We start from the raw sequence: 20,656 nt of genomic DNA, 5'->3' as shown, positions 1-20,656 counted from the left end.
TGAATTGTATTTGTTATCTCCTTACCTTCTGTGAAGGCGGAGGTATAACCGTCTCATGTTGATCACATCAAATACGGTTTCCCGGCCACAGGCTTTGCACTTGGCCTGTATGTGACCACGGGAATCCTCGAATACAGCGATAGCGTTATGCCCACAATATGGACATTTCACCATGCGCATCTTCTGGTTGACAATGGCGCATCGCGCCCTGCGGATTTTCTCCTGCATCTCCGGTGAAGGCTCTGAGACACGAATGCTTTTCTTCATGCCCACACCTCCAAAGGATCGTTGTACTCGCTGTATGGCCGTGTTTCCAAGTGGCCGAGCTGTCTCAGCCGGATGACTGCGGCTGTCTTGGAAACGCCGAACTGCTGGCAGATCATATCAAGGGCAACCTTATCCCAATAGGCAAAGGTTCCATCGTAGCTGATCAGCTTCCGCCCTCTGGCATAGTACGCAACGGCAAGGTCGATTTCCCGCTGGGGCATCAGGATCGCCGCCCCTAAGACATTGGCCTGCCATTCATTCCAGTCCTCGCGGGTCTTTAGCTCCCGCAGCGAATAGGCTGTCCGGGCGGAGTATTTCCGCCGACAGGCTTCCTGGATTTTATCCGTCTCCATCTGAAACAGGATTTGATGGGCGCACTCATGGGCAAGCGTGAACCGGCGCTTTCCGCAGAGCTTTCGTATCTGGAAAGGTTGAATAAAGCTCGCGTCCATCAAGACCTGATTGCGGTGAAGCGGAATTTTACGTTGAATGCCATCCATCTCAACAATGTATTCGGTATCTGCATAGGATGTCAGCCCGCAGATGCTTCCATCGGGTGACAGCGGTGCGAAAGACACATCCAAACCGAGATAGTCACGGGCAAACTGGTCAATCGGCGTACCGCGAGGCAACCGCGCCTCTTCGGTATCAGGACCGAAAAAGAACTCGTTGAAGTCCTTGGTGACCGCCACCGCGATCTCTTCAATTTGCCTGTGTGATAAAATCATCTTGCTCCCTCCTTTGCTTCTACAAACCATTTGTTGCCTTCTTGGAAAAGATAAGATTCCCTTCCACGGATCATCACAGTATATCGGATGCCCCCGCCGCCTACCTTTTTGGAAGCGGCACGGCATTTATACAAGATTTGGTCAATCTGAAAGATCAGGCCGTTTTCCCAACGGATGAACCGGGGATGACAGACTCCTTCTTCGTCAACATCCAAGTTGACCGAAACATACGCCTTCCGGCAATGTGTGTTCGTCATAGCCTACCTCCTACTGTCTTGAAAGTTACACATAACCATGCAAAATCGAACTATTCCTGTTGACACTCGTATTGTTCGTGTGGTATCATTAACGCGAACGGAACTTTCGTGTTTGCATAAAGTATAGCACGAACAGCATTTTCACGTCAACAGGTTTGACGCAACTTCTGTTCGTGTTCGCAAAAACTTTTAGAAAGAGGTGCCTTATGAGCTTCAAGGACAGACTAAGAGAAAAAAGGTTGGAAGCGAATCTCACACAGGTGCAGCTTGCGGAAAAGGTATCGGTAAGCGCAAGGACCATTCAGAATTATGAGTCGGGTACCCGCAAGCCTACAAAGTACGATGTTGTAGAGAAGATAGCGGCGGTTTTGGGTACTACTCCCGAGTATCTTCTTGGGCAAAGTGGAATGCTTGTTGTCGCGGCGCATGAGAAGGGCGGCTCAAAAGCAGCCAGAGATATTGATGAGCTTGTCAGTGAAGTGACCGGTATGTTTGCCGGTGGACGGCTCAGTGACGAAGCGCTCGATGGCGCAATGAAGGCGCTGAACGAAGCTTATTGGATCGCCAAAGAGAAGAACAAGAAATATTCTCCGAAGAAATACCGTAAGAGGGCAAGCGAACAGTAAGGCCATTCGCTGTTTGCAATGTCCCCATCAGCGGGAGGTGAGACGATGAATGCTGAGAATCTCTCGAAGGTCGGCAGCAGGCTTGTAAAGCGCTGCGGGACACGAGATCCATTTCGCATAGCACGGCAGCTTGGCATTGAAGTCCTGTTCTGTGAGGACTTCGGCCCGCTCAAGGGAATGTATCGGGTCATCAAGCGCAGCCGTTTTATTTTCATAAACGAAAACCTGAGCGCTCAGATGCAGCGGATTGTCTGCGCTCATGAGCTTGGGCATGATCAGTTGCACCGCAATCTGGCAAAAGGAAGCGCGATACAGGAGTTCATGTTGTATGACATGACCACGAAGCCGGAGTATGAGGCGAACATCGTTGCCGCAGAAATCCTGCTCGACACCGATGAGATTCTTGAGTACATCTATGACTATGGCTATACATCCGAACAGATCGCCCGGGCGATGGAAACGGACATTAACCTTGTCGCATTGAAAATCGCCCACTTGGCGGAAACCGGATATGACCTCCGGCGCATTGAACATAAGAGCGACTTCCTGAAATAAAGACTTTACGATGGAGGCGACGAACGATTTGAACTATGACTCCTATCTTGCCCATGCCATAGAGATTTTTAACGACAGGATGGACGCTGGCTTCTCCGGGGATGACATCATCCTTACCTGTTTCATGACTGAGGATCAGAAGGAAATTTTCGAGCAGTTTTGCTCCAAGTATTTCCCTTACCGGCTGAACGACCGGTATCAGGAGGAAGGTTATTTTGACTTTCGGGCATCCTCTTTTATCGGGATGGATAACGGCGGCAAGGACGGCATCCTGCTCCGCACGGACATACCCTATCATCCGGTTGAACTGCTCCACATCTTCCTGCATGAGCTGGCGCACATCTACTGCGCCCACCATGAACTGGACGGGAAGAGCTTCTATGACGAATACTGCATGGACTACGCGCCAACCAAACAAGAGGACGGCATCATCAACGCCGGATATGCGGTTTGGCGGGAGTGCATTGCAGAGATCATCGCCATTGAGCTTGACGATAACTGCAAAATCGTCCCTCTCAAGAAGAAGGCAGATGTACTCCGTCAGCTCAAAAGCGAAATCGAACCGGTAGACGGAAAGCTGGCGGTCAGTGAAATTTTGACGGCTATCATGACCAGCTCAGAGATTGAAGCATCCCAAACATGGGAAGAAGCAGAAACGGCCATCCAAAGCCTGAACCTGTTTGATACCCCGCCGGAGATGGACTTATTCCGCCTTGTCTACGCCCAGCTAAGAACCACCTTCCTTGAGGTCGATGTGGGCTTCATCCATGAGCTGGGCTATCTATACTTAAATGTACTTTCTATGGCCGTCATCCGCAATTTGCGCCAACACTGATTTGTTAAAGTTGGGAGTGAGTAAAATGATGGAGAAAATGGAGAACATTGTGTTCGACCGTAATTATGAAGAAGACGAGCCTGACCCACTGGCTCAAGCTATTTTTGACCGGGTAAACGCCCCCGGCGGCTTCTTAGAAGAATTTTCAAAGAAGATGGATGCCATCCCGAAGGTGATTGTTCCGAAGGATAAGGAAAACTACGAGTATCTGTTGGGAAGATGCGACGAGTTTGCAAAGCGTCATCACGGCAAAATTCATGGTGTCGTTGACTTTGAGCATTGGGACGCCCACATCGACCTGACGCTGCCCATGCTTGAGTTTGACGATCCAGAGGATATGTCGCTTCTAAAAGACATCGGGGAAAAGGCGCATTATTGCTGCATTACCACACAGGAAGACGGCAAATTCCATTTTCATGTCATGATCAATTATTTCGAGGAAATTATGTCAGAGGAATACGGCGACTATCTGAAATTTGAAACGCTTGCTGAGGACGATGAACTGGCGGCTATGCTCAATATGGGCATCAGCGAAGAAGATGAAGCCGTTGTCCGTCTGATTGGGGAAATCCTCGACCGGTTTGACAATGAAACTCATGTGGACAAGACCACCGCATTTAAGGCAGTAGCCAGCTACTTAATGCAGAACGACCCGGATGCGATCAGTTATGAGCTGATTGCCGCCACACTCACCGCCTTATTGGAAAAAGTATTGGACGATGAAAAGCACGAGGAGGACTGAAACAATGAAATATCTTCTCTACCGCTCTTTTGGAAATCTTGAGAAAGATGTCAAGAAGCACGAGCTGGTTGCCGTTGAGTATGGAAAAGACATTGACGATGTGGCCGATGCGCTGATTAAAGCGGCAGCGGATGACCTTGCCGGTATGCCGGAATACGAGCGCTGTGAGACAGCGGCCTATGCACCGGAGCCAATCAAAGATTTTCGGAAGGTCCGGCGCTATCAGTATGAGATGACGGGTATCGTCTATCCGCCGAATGCTGATAAGAACATTCTGATCGACTTTGGCATTGTAGAAACACAAGAATAAATAAGCGTGCTTGCTCTTCTAAATATCTGATATAAAGAGCAGCAAGCCCTAAATAGGAGCAGTGAAACAAAAGTGATTATTTTGATTACCGGTGCGTCTCACACAGGAAAAACTCTGTTGGCTCAAAAACTCCTCGAAAAATACAACTATCCGTATCTGTCGATTGACCATTTGAAAATGGGGATGATTCGCAGTGGAAACACACAGCTTACACCTGTGAGCGCTGATACCGAATTGACGATGTTTTTATGGCCGATTGTCCGGGAAATAATTAAAACCGTGATTGAAAATCGGCAAAATTTGATTATTGAGGGATGCTACATTCCATTTGACTGGAAAAAAGATTTTACTGACGAATACCGCAAAGATATACGAGGCTATTGCCTTGCGATGAGTGAAAACTATATAAGAATGCATTTCGATGACATAAAACAATTTGCAAATGTTATTGAAAACCGTTTAGATGATGAGGATTGTACTTTAGATAATGTTTTGAAAGATAATGCGCGCACCTTGTCTCTTGCGAAAGAAAATGATCTGGACTATATACTGATTGATGGTGAATACAAAATAGATATGGCGTTATTTTGATGACTTCCCATTGTAAAGTTGACAATGAAGATGGGTGATTTTGAAAAGTTGAAAGGCGGGTGGTATTGTGCCCCTTCAAATTGTACGAAACGACATCACAAAGATGGAAGTGGATGCTATTGTCAACGCGGCGAACAGCTCTCTTCTGGGAGGCGGCGGTGTTGACGGCTGCATCCATCGGGCTGCAGGACCGGAGCTGCTTGCCGAGTGTAAGACGCTGGGCGGCTGCGAAACCGGCAGTGCAAAAATCACGAAGGGATATAGACTGCCCTGCAAGTATGTGATCCATGCCGTCGGACCGCGCTGGCGGGACGGTAAACACGGAGAACGGGAAAAGCTCGTTTCCTGCTACCGCACTTCCCTTCTGCTTGCGAAGGAGCACGGCTGCGAGACGGTTGCCTTTCCGCTGATCTCATCGGGTATCTACGGCTATCCGAAAGACCAGGCGCTCAAGGTCGCTATTGACACGATCAGCGACTTCCTTCTGGAAAATGACATGACCGTCTACATTGTCATCTTCGACCGCAAGACATATCAGATCGGCGAGAAGCTGTTCTCTGACATTGCTGCATACATAGACGATAACTATGTGGACGAGCATACCGACAGCCGTTCGGAGCGGTTGCGCCGGATGCGGATGCTTTCGGACGAGCCGGAAGAAGAGACATTCGGTGCCCCACTGGCTGCTCCAATGGCGGCAAGTGCAAAAACACTGGATGATGCACTTTCGCAGATCGACGAAAGCTTCTCCGAAATGCTGCTTCGGAAAATTGACGAGAAAGGCATGACCGACGCGCAGTGTTACAAGAAAGCGAACATCGACCGCAAGCTCTTCTCGAAGATCCGCAGCGACCGGCTTTACAAACCGTCGAAACCCACAGCACTCGCCTTTGCGATTGCCTTAGAGCTGCCGCTGGACGAGACAAAAGAAATGCTCATGAAAGCGGGCTTTGCCCTCTCGCACTCGAACAAGTTTGACATCATCATTGAGTATTTCATTGAGCACGGAAACTATAACATCTTTGAGATCAATGAGGCGCTGTTCGCCTTTGACCAGAGCTTGCTCGGAGCGTAACCGGTTCGCAGCTTTTGCAAACCCTCTAAATGAATACAAAAATAAGGGGGACTCCAAATGGAAGAAATCATTCATGTATCGTCAGAGTCAAATCAAACAAGCAGCTTAACCGATTATACGGAAAGCGTAGTAAAATGCTTCGACAGCGTTCCTGAGGTCGCTAAACCATTGATTGGAAGCGCAGGACGGTTGTTCAATCGCATTGAGAAAACGCTTTACTCTGCTCCAGCGTTTGTCAGCGCTGTCAAAGCTGCTATTCCCGAAGAAGCTTATCAGGTGATCCTCACGGATGAGCAAAAAACAAAAATAGCAAGCGGTGCACTAAAGCTCATGACGAAAAAAGATGGCTCGCTTATGGCAAACCTCATCAACCCCGAAACGAAGAAAATTGTTTCGACCGTTTCGCTCGGCAAGGTCAAGCTGTCTCCTGAGCTTTCACAAGCAATGACGAATTACGCCACACAAATGCAAATGGCTCAAATTGCGGAGCAAATTCAATTTGTTCAAGTCGCAGTTGAAGAAGTCCGGCAAGGTCAGGAGTATGATCGGCTTGCGACGGCGTATAGCTGCCAGCAAAAGCTAATCCAAGCTGCCGCCATTCAGAATCCGAGGTTGAAGGAAATGGCTCTCATGCAGCTCGTGTCAGATGCCGAAAACAGCCGAAATCTATTGATGCAGAGCCAGAGCGCGAATGCTGCGTTTATTAAAAATCAGCCGGAATCTACATGGGGCAAGATTTTATCCGGCGCAACGCCTGAAAAGATAAATGCACGGATGAATGAACTGCGAGAAAGCTTATGCGCCGTAAACATGGTGTCCCTTGCCGAAGCCATCGCTTATCAGGAAATGGGCGAAACCGAAGCGGCAAAGGTAAGTTTGGAGTATTACGCAAAGTTCATCCAGAGAACCTATCTTGAAACAAAGGGTTTTGTCGAGAGGCTGGACATGATCGATCCGTCACCGGAAAACTATTGGACGCAAAAGCTGCCTGAGATAGAGAATCGAATCTTGGCGTTGCCAAGCGACAACCCTGCACTGCGTTTGGAGGAACAGAAAGATGAGCCAGAAACTTTGTAAAAATAAAAAGTGTCAGCGTCCGCTACCGGAAGGGTACAAGTATAAATATTGCGAGCACTGCCGTAGCGAGCGGGCGCAGCAAATAAAAAGAGCTGGAAAAGCGGCGCTTGGCGTCGTCGTAATGGTGGGCGGCACTGCTGTTACCGTACTTACCAAAGGGAAAATCAACCCGAACAAGAAATAAGCCTTTATTTATAATGAAAGCGATATTGGACAAGCAGGAACAAGAGGAAGTTGATTAGATGACACATGGAAGAATCACGATTATAACCGGTTCACCCGGGACAGGTAAAAGCACTGTGGCTGATAAAGCCGCTATGGAATCGGATATGGAGAAGTCCGTTTGTATTAGGACAGATGATTTCTTTCACTATCTCAAAAAAGGTGCAATCCCTCCACATTTGCCAGAGTCAAACGCACAAAACGGTGTGGTGATTGAAGCGTTTTTGGAGACTGCAAAACGATTTGTCAGAGGCGGCTACGATGTGTATGTAGATGGAATTGTCGGTCCGTGGTTTTTAGAGCCGTGGCTGGGGGCAGCACGCGAAGGATATGATGTGCATTACATTGTGCTGCGAGCTTCCAGAGAAATAACACTGAGACGGGCAGTGGAACGGTCGAAGCTGGATTTGAAAACTAACACCGAGTTAGTAGAAGTCATGTGGGAACAGTTCTGCGATTTAGGGAAATACGAAGCAAATGTAATTGATACAACTAATCAGACTGTTCCTGAAACAATCGAAAGCATCAAGGCACACCTGAAAAGCGGACAAAACCGTATCAAGTGAAAGGAGGCATCCGAAGCATGAAGCAGCGCACCTATATCGCAATCGACCTAAAAAGCTTTTATGCTTCGGTTGAATGCCGCGAGAGAAACTTAGACCCGCTGGACACAAACCTCGTCGTTGCGGACGAGAGCCGGACGAACAAGACCATCTGCCTTGCGGTCACACCCTCTCTCAAGAGCTACGGTATCTCCGGGCGTGGGAGGCTGTTTGAAGTCAAGCAGCGCGTCAAGGAAGCAAACGCCGGACGGCAGCATGACGCGCCGGGGCGAAAGCTGGAAGGCTCGTCGTATCTCTTCTCCGAGCTGCAAGAGAATCCGTCCCTTGCCATTGACTTCATCATCGCGCCGCCGCGCATGGCTTACTACATGGAGTACAGCACCCGCATCTATCAGGTTTACATGAAGTATGTTGCGCCGGAGGACATCACCGTCTACTCCATCGACGAGGTGTTCATGGATGTCACCGACTACCTCGCCACCTACAAGCTGTCTCCCCATGACCTCGCCATGAAGATCATTCTGGATGTCCTCTCGACAACCGGTATCACGGCAACAGCGGGGATCGGATCAAACCTCTACCTCTGCAAAGTGGCGATGGATATTGTCGCCAAGCACATTCCAGCAGATAAGAACGGAGTCCGCATTGCCGAGCTGGATGAGATGAGTTATCGCAAGACGCTTTGGTCACACCAGCCCCTCACCGATTTCTGGCGGGTAGGCAAAGGATATGCCAAGAAGCTTGAAGAGAACGGGATGTTCACGATGGGCGATGTTGCCCGTCGTTCCATCACAGATGAAGACTTGCTTTACAAGCTCTTCGGCAAGAATGCGGAGCTGCTGATTGACCACGCATGGGGCTGGGAGCCTTGCACGGTTGAAGCTGTCAAGGCGTACAAACCGGAAAGCAACAGCTTGGGATCGGGACAGGTGTTGCACCAACCTTATGAGGCAGACAAAGCGCGGCTCGTTCTCCGGGAAATGGCAGACCTTCTCTCGATGGACTTGGTTGACAAAGGCTTTGTCACTAACCAGCTCGTTGTCACGATAGGCTATGACATTGAGAACCTGACCGACCCGGAACGCAGGAGGAAGTATCGCGGCGAAGTCGTGAAGGATCACTACGGGCGGCAGATACCGAAACACGCCCACGGCACAATCAATCTGGAACGCTTCACCTCTTCCACGAAGCAGATTATGGATGCCGCCGGGGAATTGTTTGACCGGATCACAGACAAGAGCTTGCTCATCCGGCGGCTGAACATCACAGCGACCCATGTGATTGACGAAGCCTCTGCTCCTTCTTCTAAGGACAGTTATGAACAGCTTGACCTCTTTACCGATTATGCTGCGCTTGACGCGAAGCGCAAGCAGGAAGACGAAGAGCTGGCACGGGAAAAGAAGGTACAGCAAGCCATGCTCACTATCAAAAAGAAATTTGGGAAGAACGCCATTCTCAAGGGGATGAATCTTTCGGAAGGTGCGACGGCAAAGGACAGGAACGCGCAGATCGGTGGGCATAAGGCATGAGTAAGCAAAACTATACAGTCATACGGAGGCACTACAAATGAGCCAGCATATTATCGTAAATGATTACAACCCAATATGGACAGAAAAATACAAGGAAGAAGTTTCACTAATTCAACCCATTCTCGCAGAGAATTGCGTGGCACTTTATCATATTGGAAGCACATCTGTTCCCGGATTGGCGGCTAAACCGATCATTGATATTATGGCGGTGGTCAGGAGTCTTGCGGAAGTAGATTCGGTCGCGGAGAAGTTTTCCGATGTGGGCTATGAATACCTTGGCGAGTTTGGAATTGTGGGCAGGCGTTATCTGCGTAAGGGCGGCGATGAGCGAACGCACCAAATCCATATCTTTCAGGCGGATGATTGGAATAACATTGGTCGGCATCTTGCATTTCGTGACTATATGCGCACACACGAAAAAGAGCGGGACAAATATGCAAAAATAAAAAAAGACCTGGCGCTGCGATTTCCTTATGATATAGACGGTTATTGCGACGGGAAAGAGTCTTTTGTCAGCAAGATGGAAAAGTGTGCTGTTTCTCAATTCGACGGGTCGTGGGACAAATTGTATCTTGCAGCAAGAACGGTGCAGTATGAAAGGAAAATTTCCTCTCTGATTGAAGCCGGAGCTGTTTCAGCGGCACTTCTTACGGCAAAGGGAAATATCTATGTCGGAGTTTGTATTGACACCGCTTGTTCTCTTGGAATGTGCGCAGAAAGAAATGCGATTGCCAACATGATTACGAACGGCGAATGGCAAATTTCAAAGATAGTGGCCGTCATGCCGGATGGAAATGCCGGTATGCCGTGTGGCGCTTGCCGGGAGTTTATGATGCAGTTGGATCACGCGGCAACGGAAATAGAGATTCTATGCGACTACGAAACCAAAAAGGCGGTGAAGCTAAAAGAGCTGCTCCCTGATTGGTGGGCGTGAAGGAGGACAAAGCATTGAGGCAAGTTGTGCTTTATATTGCTATGAGTTTGGACGGCTATATTGCAGATCAAAAAGGAAGTGTGAATTGGCTGTCCGGGCAAGACGATAACATAGATAACGAAGATACCTATTCTGAGTTTATCAAAGATGTCGATACCGTCTTAATGGGTTGGAAGACATACAATCAGATCGTAACGGAGCTTTCTCCTGATGAATGGGTTTACTCTGGGCTTGACACTTATATTTTTACCCACCGTTCTCTGGAAGACAAGGATGACATCCATTTTACGGGTGAGCAACCGGAACAACTTGTGGAAAGACTGAAAAGCGAAGAAGGGAAAAACATCTGGATTTGCGGCGGCGCAGAAATTGTGAATCAGCTTTTGAAGGTCGATTTGATTGACCGATTCCATATTGCTGTCATCCCTGTGTTGCTCGGTTCAGGTACACGGCTCTTTCCTGAAAGCCAAGACAAGAAACTGCTCAGATTGATTACAACGAAACAGTATAATGGCATTTGTGAGTTGTTGTATGAGAAAAGAAGCGAAAGGAAAAACAATGTACAATAGCGGCGGTTACGAGGACATCATCAATCTTCCCCACCATGTCTCATCAAAAAGACCGCAGATGCCGATGCTGGACAGAGCCGCACAGTTCTCTCCTTTCGCCGCTCTCACCGGGTACGATGACGCAATTCATGAGACCGGACGGCTGACGGATCAAAAGATCAATCTCAGTGAAGAGGAAAAAGAGGCGCTGGATAGGAAGCAACAGATCCTTATGGAAAGGCTTGGTGACCATCCTGCGCTGATCGTTACCTACTTCGTCCCGGATGCAAAGAAGTCCGGCGGGGCGTATGTGACAAAGAGCGGAAACCTCAAAAAGATAGACGAGTTTGAACGCCTGATGATGCTCATGGACGGGACGAAAATCCCGCTGGATAATGTCGCTGACATCGAGAGCGAATTGTTCCGCGATATGTTTTGAATGTCGCTTTCCATGCGACCAAACCGAAGACGATTTCTCCTATACTGTGACTGTAAGCAAAAGCAGTCACAGTTTTTCTATATGGGAGGATTCATCATGAAAAAGAACTTAACCGAGATCGTCTTTATCCTTGACCGCAGCGGCTCTATGAGCGGGCTGGAAGCCGACACCATCGGCGGCTTCAACTCCATGATCGAGAAGCAGAGAAAGGCAGACGGCGAAGCGCTTGTCTCCACAGTCCTCTTCGACAATATGAGCGAGGTGATCCATGACCGCGTGAACATCCACGACATCAAGCCGATGACAGACAGGTACTATACCGTCCGGGGCTGCACGGCTCTTCTGGATGCCATCGGCGGTGCGATCCATCACATCGGCAATGTCCATAAGTACGCCCGACCGGAGGATGTCCCGGAGCATACGCTGTTTATTATCACCACGGACGGAATGGAGAATGCGAGCCGGTTTTACAGCAGCGACCGGGTGAAGCAGATGATCGAGCGGCAGAAGGCAAAGTATGGCTGGGAGTTCCTGTTCCTCGGCGCAAACATTGACGCGGTGGAAACGGCGCGGCACTTTGGGATCGGAGCTGACCGAGCCGTCAATTACCACTCTGACAGCGCCGGGACGCAGCTCAACTATGAGGTGCTGAGTGAGGCAATTTCCGCCGTCCGTTGCAGCGCCCCGCTCGGCGCAGATTGGAAGCGCCGGATTGACGAGGACTACGAGAAACGCGGTAAAGGGAAAAAGAAATAAGCTGCACAAGCATGAGGGAAGGCGCTTTCGAGCGCCTTTTTTCTCTTCCATACCGCTAATTTCCTTATAAAATGTCCGTTGTAAAGTGAAGGGGATTTTTACGGGGAGAAGCACCGGGAATACGATTTTGAGAGAATAGCAAGCACAGCCGGTGTCCGTACACACGGCGATTTTCGAGTAAGGGAACCCTGCCCTTACTCTTCAAAATGCTTGTTGGGATGTCTCCCAAACCCTCTATCTTTACGAAAGGACAGATTGCCTATGGCAAAAAGAACAAGGCCAATCCGCATTGAGTTCTGCGTGTCGGAAAATGAGCATCGGATCATCAAATCAAAGATGGCGCAACTCGGAACAAAGAATATGGGCGCGTATCTCAGAAAGATGGCGATTGACGGCTACATCATCAAGGTGGACTACACCCAGCAGAAGAAGCTTGCCGCCGCTGTCAACCATGCAGCGTCAAATATCAATCAGATTTGCCGCCGCATCAACTCAAAGGGAAACCTCTATGAGGATGATGTCACCGAGCTGAAAGAGAGGCAAAAGGAAATATGGCAGTTACTAAAATCAAGCCAATCCGAGGAACTGTAAACAAGGCACTTGCCTACATCCTCGACCCGGCGAAGACGGACGATCAGCTCTATGTTTCCTCTTTCGGCTGTGCTGCCAGCGACGCGGCGGCAAAGGAATTTGAATGGACGCGAAACCTCGCTGCCCAGCAAGGAATGCAAATGCCGAAGGTGATTGCCCGACACCTGATTCAATCCTTCGACATCGGAGAAGTCACGCCGAAACAGGCGCATGAAATCGGAAAGCAGTTCGCAGGCGAATGGCTGAAAGGCAAGTATGAGTATGTGATTGCCACCCACATCGACAAGGGGCATTGCCACAATCACATCATCTTCAACGCTGTCAATTTTGTGGACTACCATGCCTATCGGAGCAACAAGCGAACCTACCGGGAAATGCGCCAACTCAGCGATGAAATCTGCAAGGAACATGGGCTTTCCGTGATCCCGCCCTCGCAGAGCAAGGGCATGGACTACAAGGAATACACGGAGGCCAAACGCGGCACGAGCTGGAAGCAAAAACTCAAGCAGACCATCGACCGCTGCATCATCACAGCGAAGGATTACGATGAGTTTTTGAAGCTCATGCAGGAAGCCGGATATGAAATCAAGACCGGAAAATACATCTCCTTCCGTGCTGAGGGACAGGAGCGTTTTACTCGTGCGAAGACCATCGGTGACAACTACACCGAGGAACGGATCAAAGAGCGCATTCAGGGGCGCGGGAACCGCAAGCGCCAGATGCAGACCTCTCACCGGGGTATCTCCCTCATCAGTGATATTCAGGAGCGCATCCAGCTCATCGGCAGCAAAGGGTACGAACACAAAGCGAAGCTCACCATTCTCAAGGAGGCTGCGCGTACCCTCAACTATCTGACCGAGAACAACCTCCTGCAATATGCCGATCTTGAGAAGAAGGCCGAGGATATTCACAGCTCCTATGCCCGCACCGGCAGCGAGCTGAAGAATGTTGAAGCCAGACTGCGTGAGGTGCAGCCGCTTATCAAAAATATCTCGAACTACCAGCGGCTCAAACCGGTTTATGAAGCCTATATGAAGGCGGCAGACAAACCGGCATATCGTGCCAAACACGAAGCAGAGCTTGTCATCTATGAGGCTGCAAAGAGCACTCTTCTCGCCATTCAGGGTGACGGAAAATTGCCGAGCTTGAAATCTCTGCAAGCCGAACAGCAACGGCTCGTGGATGAGCAGCAACGCCTTTATGACGAACGCGCCAAGCTTAAAAAGGAAGCTCGCCTGATTGATACGATGAAGGCGAATGTGGATGATTTCCTCAGCCCTTCGTTGGCAAAGGAACAGGAGAAATCCCGCAGCGGAGAACTCGAATAAGCAAAAGAAAAAAGCTCACCGAAACCTACTGCAAGATTTCGGTGAGCCTTCGTTATTTCAGGGCTTAGCTTGTTTTGAATGCTTGATCATCGTGTCGATGACATCATAAATCTGAGAGCGATCCTCCGCAGAAAGCTTATCGAGCTTTTGAGCCAGAAGCGAATCTTTTACCAAATACCCATTGTCAAGGACATCCGCAAGGATCATATCCGCTGAAACGCCGAGAGCGTTAATTATGGAAATCAATGACTCAAGAGAAGGCGTTTTTTCGCCGCGCTCTATTGCGCCCACATAGTTAATACTCAGGTCGGCTTTTTCCGCAAGGTCCTCTTGACGAAGCTTCCTCATCAGGCGGTATTTGCGGATATTTTTGCCGATGGACTCAAGCCTCATCACGGCACCTCCTATCAGCGTGGAATACACACTAATAGTATAGGTGACGCGGCTATCGCTATACACATTCTATATGGAAGTCGCCAACGCCAATAGCGTTGATTTGTTCATGGAGTTGTGCTATCCTTTTATTTTGAAGAGGTGTATCTTGAGATGGGAAAAGAAGCGACAGCGACCTTCATTGGTCACAAAGAATGCTACGGTGTCCAAGCAGAGGATGTCCGGCGAGAAGTTGAAAAGCTTATCGCCTCCGGGGTTACTGACTTCATAAATGGCGGCATGGGCGGGTTTGATTGGATGTGCGCAAGGGTTGTCTCTGACCTGAAAAAGAGCTATCCGCAGATAAGGAACTACCTTGTCATCCCCTACCTCACTTTCAACATTGCCGAGCTAAAATATTTTGATGACATTATCTATCCAGAAGGCTTTGAGAAGTATCATTTTAAGGCTGCGATCCCAGCAAGGAACCGGTATCTCGTCGATAACGCTGCATACGCCTTGTGCTATGTGACTCACGGCTGGGGAGGCGCTGCGCAAACACTCAAACGCGCTCAGAAAAAGGGGCTGACAATAATCAATTTAGGAGAGAGGAACGATGGGAGAGCTAATCTATGAGAAACACTTTCACAAAGAAACAATAGAGGAAATCGAGAGGGAAAGAATCGACTTCGTAGAAGCCTTCGGAGAAGATGCAGAGCAAGCACCTTCGTTCGACGAAATCATGAAAAAGATTTATAGCAATGTAACTTACCTTGTCTTGCCGGAGCGCGAGAAAATGGCGCAAACTTTCATCAAAACAGCCATAGAAATTTCTAATGACTATGAGCTGGATATTGAGATTGAGGAACATCTGAGCCACATTTCTGCCACCTACTATTTTGATTGCGGCGCGTGCATGGGCTTCCTTAGAAGAATTATTGAGATGTCGGATGACATCTCCTTCTTTGACCACATTAAGGGCTTTGATATGGTCATGTCCCTCGACTTTTACACAAAGGCTGTATTCAAAAGGGATCGGCTTATCCACCCCCAATGGTCTGACCTGAGTCGCTGAAAGGCGCTCGGGTTTTGTTTTTAGATGTTCGCTCCAAGAACTTGAAACTTTTTTGTAAATACGCAAAAGATGCTGTTGCGTGTTTCGAGTGTTTCCGCTATAATTATAATGTGTTTTTGTAGCCTCGCCGTATCTCGAAAAACAAGGAGCATCGACATGAAAATAAGTTATAAAAAACTGTGGGTACTGCTCATCCAGAGAGACATCTCAAAAGTAACTTTGCGCAAAGAGGTCGGGATTGCAGCTGGTACGATGAGCAAGCTCAACAAGGGCGAAGAAGTCGCTCTCCCTATTTTGCTACGCATCTGCGATTACCTTGATTGCGATATTGGGGACATCTGCGAAGCTGTACGCGAGGAAAAATAGTCCAGCAATCAAGGAGGTCAACAATCGAGATGGAACGAAAAGAATACAGTGCGGGCGCAGTGAAGTTATCCTTCTGGTTTATAGAGTTCCGCAAAGTGGTGGAGCTTCTTCATGAAGGAAAGAATGCCGAACAGATAAAATCCCTTGCCCTGAACGAGAACCTGTTTGCAGCCCCGACTACTCTCCGAGCCAATCAGATTTATCATACTGTCACAGGCCGCATCAGGGCTTTAGATGAAAGCTTCATCCCGCTTTTCACACGCAGCGACCTTGCAACGCAAAAGCTCTTTGCCCTAATTGCTGCTATGGCGTATGACACGCTTTTCTTTGATTTTGTCTATGAAGTGATCCGGGAAAAGATGATTCTCGGCACCTACGAGTTTTCGGACAGCGATGTGCGTGTTTTTTTCAAAGATAAGCAACAGCAAAATGAAAAAGTGGCCGGATGGACGGACGCTACATTGGTACGGCTTGGCCGGTGCTATAAAACAATGCTATACGAGGCTGGGATAATTGATAAAGCAAAAACGGCCAGAAAAATACTGCGCCCTATTTTAGACCCGGACTTGGTACGCTGGCTGGAACAGAACAATATGGGCGCTTATGTCAAGGCGCTTGCGGGGGTAAGATAATGGATTTAACAGAACGACTGGACGCGATGGAAGCGGCGATCCGAAAGCCATCCTTCCGTCAGAGCAGCGGAAAAGCCAATGAGGTCAACTACTGGATTTTTGACTATCCGCCTGAGAAAGAGCTGGAAATCCGTGAGCGTATCGAATATATGAAGCATAAGAACTCGAAAGGAACGGACGGATTTGAGCTTGTTGTGTTCGATCTCTATGATATTATCATTGACTTCCTTGAAGGGAAGAACTTCATAGAGAAGTGCTGTGAATTTGAGAAGAAGCGCGGCATCCAAAGAATTGTCAAGGCAGTCAGCAATTCGATGAAAGTAAGCGAGGATGACAGCCTGATTGTGCAGTACATTCTTGACCACACCCCGGAGAATGCCATTGTCTTTCTGACCGGTGTTGGCAAGAGCTATCCGCTTCTTCGTTCGCATAATGTGCTGAACAATCTCCACCAGTCCTATCTACACGCACCTGTGGTGATGTTCTTTCCCGGCACATACAACGAACAGGAATTGATTCTCTTCAACGAAATCAAAGACGATAATTATTACAGAGCCTTCCGGCTTGTCAAGTGATGGAGGTGCAGCAATGAAAATAAAGGATATGTTCGCCAAGAAGATCGACCGAGAAATTCAAGGCGTAATTATTGTCGGACAAGGCGAGGACGCAAATGTATCTCAGGAGCTTGAGGAATATGTCGTTACCCGCGAGCTTCAAAAGCATTTTGCCGATTTCTATTCGGCCTATAAAAAAGGGATTGTCGGAACAACGCCAAAGATGGGAGTATGGATTTCCGGCTTCTTTGGAAGCGGTAAATCGCATTTCCTGAAAATCCTGTCCTACCTTCTGGAAAACCGTCAGGTCGGGGATAGAAAGGCGATGGACTACTTCGTCGAAGATAAGAAGATCGTAGATCCGATGGTGTTGGCGGATATGAAGCTGGCGGCTGATACCCCCACGGATGTAATCCTCTTCAACATCGACTCCAAGAGCGAAACGAATGGCAAGCAAAACAAGGATGCCATCGTCAATGTATTCCTCAAAGTCTTCAATCAGATGCAGGGCTTCTGCGGGTCCATTCCCCATGTTGCCGATCTGGAACGGAGGCTTTCCGAGGAGGGACGCTACGATGAGTTTAAGGCTGCTTTCGAGGAAGAATACGGCGATCCGTGGGAAGAATCCCGACAGGACTTCGACTTCATCCAAGACAGCGTTGTTGATGCCCTTGTCTCAATGGATTTTATGAGCGAAGCTGCGGCGAGAAACTGGTGTGAGAAAGCGGTGGAGCCATATACCATCAGCATTGAAGACTTCGCCAAGCGCGTTAAGAATTATATCGAGCGCAAGGGGAACAACCACCATGTTGTATTTCTGGTCGACGAAATTGGTCAGTACATCGGTGATGACTCCAAGTTGATGCTCAATCTCCAAACTGTGACTGAGGAACTGGGCAAGGAGTGCATGGGTAAGGCATGGGTCATCGTGACCAGCCAGCAGGATATTGACTCCATCACCAAAGTCAAGGGCAATGACTTTTCCAAAATTCAAGGCCGGTTTGACACCCGCCTCTCCCTCTCTTCTGCCAATGTGGATGCCGTTATCAAGAAGAGAATCCTTGAGAAAACGGAACCGGCTGCACAGACGCTTCGGCTGCTCTATGAGCAGAAAGCGACAATTATCAAAAACCTAATTGTGTTCAATGATACGGCAGAAAAGAAGCTGTACGCGAGTGCGGAAGACTTTGCCGAGGTCTACCCCTTTGTGCCGTACCAGTTCAATTTGCTGTCCAGCGTATTGACTTCTATTCGTACCCACGGGGCTTCCGGTAAACACCTTTCCGGCGGTGAGCGCTCCATGCTGGCGCTTTTTAAGGAATCCGCCGTCAATGTCATGAATGAAGAGGCAGGGGTCATTGTACCCTTCCATCGCTTTTATGACGCACTGGAAAACTTTCTGGATCACAGCCACAGCGGGGTGATCATCCGGGCTTATGACAACAGCTATATCAACCCGGAGAAGAAGGACAAGGATGTCTTCGCCATCAATGTCCTCAAGACACTCTTCATGATCAAATATGTGCTGGAAATTGAGGCAAACATCGACAACATCACCAGCCTGATGATTGAGAATATCGACGATGACCGGATTGAGCTGAAAGGCCGTGTGGAGGAAGCGCTGAAGGTCCTGATGCGGCAGATGCTCGTGCAGAAAAACGGCAGCATCTATGTCTTCCTGACCGACGAGGAACAGGAAGTCAACAATGAAATTGAGAAGGAAAATGTAGAAACGCCGGAGATCATCACCAAGGTCGCGGAAATGATTTTTGAGGACATTTTCCCCGGCAAACGCTACACCTATCCTGTCTTCAATGGCCGCTATGCCTTTGGCTTCAACCAGTTTGTAGATGATCGTCCATACAAAGCAAATCAAAACTATGACATCGGCCTTCGTGTCCTGACACCGTGGTACGACGGTAGCACAGAGGATGGAACCCTTAGGATGATGTCCGGTCAAAGCAGAGAAGTCCTTGTTGTACTTCCGAATGATGCAGAGTTCCTGACGGAAATTCAATCTTATTTGAAAATTGAGGGGTTCCTTCGGAAAAACACCTCCACGCAGCTTGCCAAGTATGAGACGATCAAAGAGGCAAAGCGTGTGGAAATGCGGGAGCGCAATCAAAATGCAAAGCTCTACTTGACCGAAGCGCTGAAAGAAGCAACGATCTATGTAAACGGCGATGTTGTCCGCGTGAACGGCAAGGAAGTCATCAGCCGGATCAATGAAGCCATTGGCCGTTTGGTGCAGACGGTCTATCACAAGCTGTCCTACATCGACGCGCCGATGAGCGAGGCGGAGATCCGCAAGATGCTCCATCAGAGCAACCAGCTTTCTCTTGGTCTGGAAGGTGGCACAGAGTGCAATGCTCATGCGCTGGACGATGTGCAGGGCTTTATCGCCATGAATACCCGCAATCACATGAAAACCTCCATGAAAACGGTGAAGGACCGCTTCATGAAGGCTCCTTATGGCTTTGTGGAAGATGATGTGCATTGGCTGGTGGCGCGTCTGTTCAAGCGCGGCGATCTCGCTTTCACAGTCAATGGTGCTGCGGTCAGCCTGAATAACAAGAGCGAGGAAGAGATCATCGGCTTCATCACCAAAAAGGCGTTTGCGGAAAAGCTCCTGATGGAAGAGCGTGTCCGCGTCAGCGATAAGGACAAAAAGGCTGTCCGGGATGTGATGAAGGAGACCTTCCGCGCCACTACTTCGGCAGAAGACGAAGATACCATCATGAAGAACTTCCAGCGCTATGCGCAAAACACGATTTATGAGATCGAGCGTCTGGAAGTCCATTACGAGCAGCATCATTATCCGGGCAAGCGTGTTCTGTCCAGCGGGAAGGCTCTGATGCAGTCTGTTGTTCAGATTCAGTCTGCTTTAGACTTCTTTACGACCGTTTCCAAGAAACAGGATGACTTCTTCGACTTCGCGGAAGATTACGAGCCAATCAAGACTTTCTTTAGCGGCGAACAGTCCACCATCTTCGCCCGTGCGCTGGATATGCTTGCAATCTATGATGACAGTAAGACCTATATCGTCAATGCTGAACTGGAAGATATAGTCGCACAGATGCGCTCCATTACCCGGCAGGAAAAACCGTATGCCAACATTCCGAAGCTGCCAGAGTTGCGCGAGCGCTTTATGTCCTGCTATGGCGAAATCTTGCAGCAGGAATCCGCCCCTGTCCTTGATTCGATTGATCAGGCGTGGAAGCGCGTCTTGGAGGTACTTTCCACCAAGGACTACAACGACCAAAAGCGAACGGCTTACTTTGAGAAGTTCCAAGAAATCCGGGATGGAGCTACCCACTGCAACAATGTCTCTACGCTGAGAAGCTATGCGGACAAGGCAGACGCTTTGAAGCTCCGGCTGCTCAATGAAATGGTTGAGCTCGATAACAAGCTGGCGAAGCAGAAAGCGGAAGAGGCGGCTCGCCGTCAGGCAGAGGAAGCCAAACAAAGCGGAAATCCTGCCTCCGAAGCAACCGTTGCCCCTGCGCCGGTGAAAATCCGCAAGACGAAAAATGTCTCCATCAAGATGATGACGGGAACGGCTTCTTGGCGTCTGGAAAGCAAAGAGGACATTGATCGCTACATGGACAGCCTTCGCAAGTCGCTGGAAGCGCAACTGGACGAAGATACGATTGTCAATGTAGAGTTTTAATAGGCAGTATTGGA

26 protein-coding genes and 1 pseudogene are annotated in these 20,656 nt (G+C 48.9%); 23 read left to right on the top strand and 4 right to left on the bottom strand.

Annotated elements, in window-relative coordinates:
- Positions 1-21: 21 nt before the first annotated feature.
- The 3 genes from BUB35_RS05045 to BUB35_RS05035 are packed head-to-tail and all read right to left on the bottom strand — an operon-like array spanning position 22 to position 1,252.
- Positions 22-267 carry a hypothetical protein gene (locus BUB35_RS05045; RefSeq protein ID WP_072849763.1) on the bottom strand — a complete coding sequence of 82 codons (246 nt, stop codon included), beginning with the start codon at positions 265-267 and terminating at the stop codon, positions 22-24.
- Positions 264-995 carry an ImmA/IrrE family metallo-endopeptidase gene (locus BUB35_RS05040; protein ID WP_072849761.1) on the bottom strand — a complete coding sequence of 244 codons (732 nt, stop codon included), beginning with the start codon at positions 993-995 and terminating at the stop codon, positions 264-266. Before BUB35_RS05040 ends, BUB35_RS05045 begins: the two co-directional genes overlap by 4 nt.
- On the bottom strand, positions 992-1,252 hold the full coding sequence (locus tag BUB35_RS05035) for a hypothetical protein (RefSeq protein ID WP_069432491.1): 261 nt from the start codon (positions 1,250-1,252) through the stop codon (positions 992-994). The genes BUB35_RS05040 and BUB35_RS05035 overlap by 4 nt, the downstream gene beginning before the upstream one ends.
- A gap of 206 nt (positions 1,253-1,458) precedes the next feature.
- Between BUB35_RS05035 and BUB35_RS05030 the strand changes: the two genes are divergently transcribed.
- The 17 genes and pseudogenes from BUB35_RS05030 (at position 1,459) to BUB35_RS04950 (ending at position 13,973) form a co-directional block, all read left to right on the top strand.
- Complete coding sequence (locus BUB35_RS05030) at positions 1,459-1,878, top strand: helix-turn-helix domain-containing protein (RefSeq protein ID WP_069432490.1); 420 nt, start codon at positions 1,459-1,461, stop codon at positions 1,876-1,878.
- A 45-nt stretch (positions 1,879-1,923) separates the two neighbouring features.
- Entirely contained in the window at positions 1,924-2,433 is a 510-nt protein-coding gene (locus BUB35_RS05025; protein WP_069432489.1) for an ImmA/IrrE family metallo-endopeptidase, read from the top strand.
- 28 nt (positions 2,434-2,461) lie between these two features.
- Positions 2,462-3,268, top strand: a complete 807-nt coding sequence (locus BUB35_RS05020; RefSeq protein WP_242949206.1) for a hypothetical protein — start codon at positions 2,462-2,464, stop codon at positions 3,266-3,268.
- Positions 3,269-3,293: 25 nt separating this feature from the next.
- Positions 3,294-4,010, top strand: coding sequence for a hypothetical protein (locus tag BUB35_RS05015; protein WP_081338398.1), 717 nt, complete (start codon positions 3,294-3,296; stop codon positions 4,008-4,010).
- Between the two features lie 4 nt (positions 4,011-4,014).
- Positions 4,015-4,320, top strand: a complete 306-nt coding sequence (locus BUB35_RS05010) for a carboxylate--amine ligase (protein WP_069432487.1) — start codon at positions 4,015-4,017, stop codon at positions 4,318-4,320.
- Between the two features lie 48 nt (positions 4,321-4,368).
- Positions 4,369-4,911 (top strand): annotated as a pseudogene (locus tag BUB35_RS05005) (zeta toxin family protein); the annotation flags it as partial.
- 67 nt (positions 4,912-4,978) lie between these two features.
- Entirely contained in the window at positions 4,979-5,986 is a 1,008-nt protein-coding gene (locus tag BUB35_RS05000) for an O-acetyl-ADP-ribose deacetylase (RefSeq protein WP_069432485.1), read from the top strand.
- A 57-nt stretch (positions 5,987-6,043) separates the two neighbouring features.
- The gene (locus BUB35_RS04995; RefSeq protein WP_072849759.1) at positions 6,044-7,063 is read left to right on the top strand and encodes a hypothetical protein; all 1,020 of its coding nucleotides are present in this window, start codon (positions 6,044-6,046) and stop codon (positions 7,061-7,063) included.
- Positions 7,044-7,247 carry a hypothetical protein gene (locus tag BUB35_RS04990; protein WP_004611984.1) on the top strand — a complete coding sequence of 68 codons (204 nt, stop codon included), beginning with the start codon at positions 7,044-7,046 and terminating at the stop codon, positions 7,245-7,247. The genes BUB35_RS04995 and BUB35_RS04990 overlap by 20 nt, the downstream gene beginning before the upstream one ends.
- A gap of 58 nt (positions 7,248-7,305) precedes the next feature.
- On the top strand, positions 7,306-7,851 hold the full coding sequence (locus BUB35_RS04985; RefSeq protein WP_004611983.1) for a P-loop nucleotide/nucleoside kinase family protein: 546 nt from the start codon (positions 7,306-7,308) through the stop codon (positions 7,849-7,851).
- A 17-nt stretch (positions 7,852-7,868) separates the two neighbouring features.
- Positions 7,869-9,377: a Y-family DNA polymerase gene (locus BUB35_RS04980; RefSeq protein WP_072849756.1), complete on the top strand. Its 1,509-nt coding sequence runs from the start codon at positions 7,869-7,871 to the stop codon at positions 9,375-9,377.
- A gap of 37 nt (positions 9,378-9,414) precedes the next feature.
- On the top strand, positions 9,415-10,311 hold the full coding sequence (locus BUB35_RS19900; protein WP_072849754.1) for a GrpB family protein: 897 nt from the start codon (positions 9,415-9,417) through the stop codon (positions 10,309-10,311).
- 14 nt (positions 10,312-10,325) lie between these two features.
- Complete coding sequence (locus tag BUB35_RS04970) at positions 10,326-10,880, top strand: dihydrofolate reductase family protein (RefSeq protein ID WP_072849752.1); 555 nt, start codon at positions 10,326-10,328, stop codon at positions 10,878-10,880.
- Positions 10,843-11,298, top strand: coding sequence for a hypothetical protein (locus tag BUB35_RS04965; protein WP_242949205.1), 456 nt, complete (start codon positions 10,843-10,845; stop codon positions 11,296-11,298). The genes BUB35_RS04970 and BUB35_RS04965 overlap by 38 nt, the downstream gene beginning before the upstream one ends.
- A 96-nt stretch (positions 11,299-11,394) precedes the next feature.
- On the top strand, positions 11,395-12,054 hold the full coding sequence (locus BUB35_RS04960; protein ID WP_072849749.1) for a vWA domain-containing protein: 660 nt from the start codon (positions 11,395-11,397) through the stop codon (positions 12,052-12,054).
- 261 nt (positions 12,055-12,315) lie between these two features.
- Entirely contained in the window at positions 12,316-12,645 is a 330-nt protein-coding gene (locus BUB35_RS04955; RefSeq protein WP_072849747.1) for a plasmid mobilization protein, read from the top strand.
- The gene (locus BUB35_RS04950; RefSeq protein WP_072849745.1) at positions 12,606-13,973 is read left to right on the top strand and encodes a relaxase/mobilization nuclease domain-containing protein; all 1,368 of its coding nucleotides are present in this window, start codon (positions 12,606-12,608) and stop codon (positions 13,971-13,973) included. Before BUB35_RS04955 ends, BUB35_RS04950 begins: the two co-directional genes overlap by 40 nt.
- Positions 13,974-14,030: 57 nt before the next feature.
- Here BUB35_RS04950 and BUB35_RS04945 read toward each other — a convergent pair whose 3' ends face one another.
- Entirely contained in the window at positions 14,031-14,366 is a 336-nt protein-coding gene (locus tag BUB35_RS04945) for a helix-turn-helix domain-containing protein (protein WP_072849743.1), read from the bottom strand.
- 153 nt (positions 14,367-14,519) lie between these two features.
- Between BUB35_RS04945 and BUB35_RS04940 the strand changes: the two genes are divergently transcribed.
- The 6 genes from BUB35_RS04940 (at position 14,520) to brxC (ending at position 20,642) form a co-directional block, all read left to right on the top strand.
- A complete protein-coding gene (locus BUB35_RS04940) occupies positions 14,520-14,981 on the top strand; it encodes an SLOG family protein (RefSeq protein WP_072849741.1) in 462 nt (153 codons plus the stop codon).
- Entirely contained in the window at positions 14,962-15,420 is a 459-nt protein-coding gene (locus BUB35_RS04935) for a hypothetical protein (RefSeq protein ID WP_072849739.1), read from the top strand. Before BUB35_RS04940 ends, BUB35_RS04935 begins: the two co-directional genes overlap by 20 nt.
- A gap of 156 nt (positions 15,421-15,576) precedes the next feature.
- Entirely contained in the window at positions 15,577-15,786 is a 210-nt protein-coding gene (locus BUB35_RS04930) for a helix-turn-helix domain-containing protein (protein WP_072849737.1), read from the top strand.
- A 29-nt stretch (positions 15,787-15,815) separates the two neighbouring features.
- Positions 15,816-16,418 carry a DUF1819 family protein gene (locus tag BUB35_RS04925; RefSeq protein WP_072849736.1) on the top strand — a complete coding sequence of 201 codons (603 nt, stop codon included), beginning with the start codon at positions 15,816-15,818 and terminating at the stop codon, positions 16,416-16,418.
- Entirely contained in the window at positions 16,418-16,993 is a 576-nt protein-coding gene (locus BUB35_RS04920; RefSeq protein WP_072849734.1) for a DUF1788 domain-containing protein, read from the top strand. Before BUB35_RS04925 ends, BUB35_RS04920 begins: the two co-directional genes overlap by 1 nt.
- A 13-nt stretch (positions 16,994-17,006) precedes the next feature.
- A complete protein-coding gene (gene brxC / locus BUB35_RS04915) occupies positions 17,007-20,642 on the top strand; it encodes a BREX system P-loop protein BrxC (protein WP_072849732.1) in 3,636 nt (1,211 codons plus the stop codon).
- The last annotated feature ends 14 nt before the right edge of the window (positions 20,643-20,656 follow it).

It is taken from the genome of Anaerotignum lactatifermentans DSM 14214 (genome assembly GCF_900142265.1).
In the GTDB taxonomy this organism is placed as follows: Bacteria; Bacillota; Clostridia; order Lachnospirales; family Anaerotignaceae; genus Anaerotignum; species Anaerotignum lactatifermentans.
This window is presented reverse-complemented; position numbering and strand designations above follow the sequence as displayed.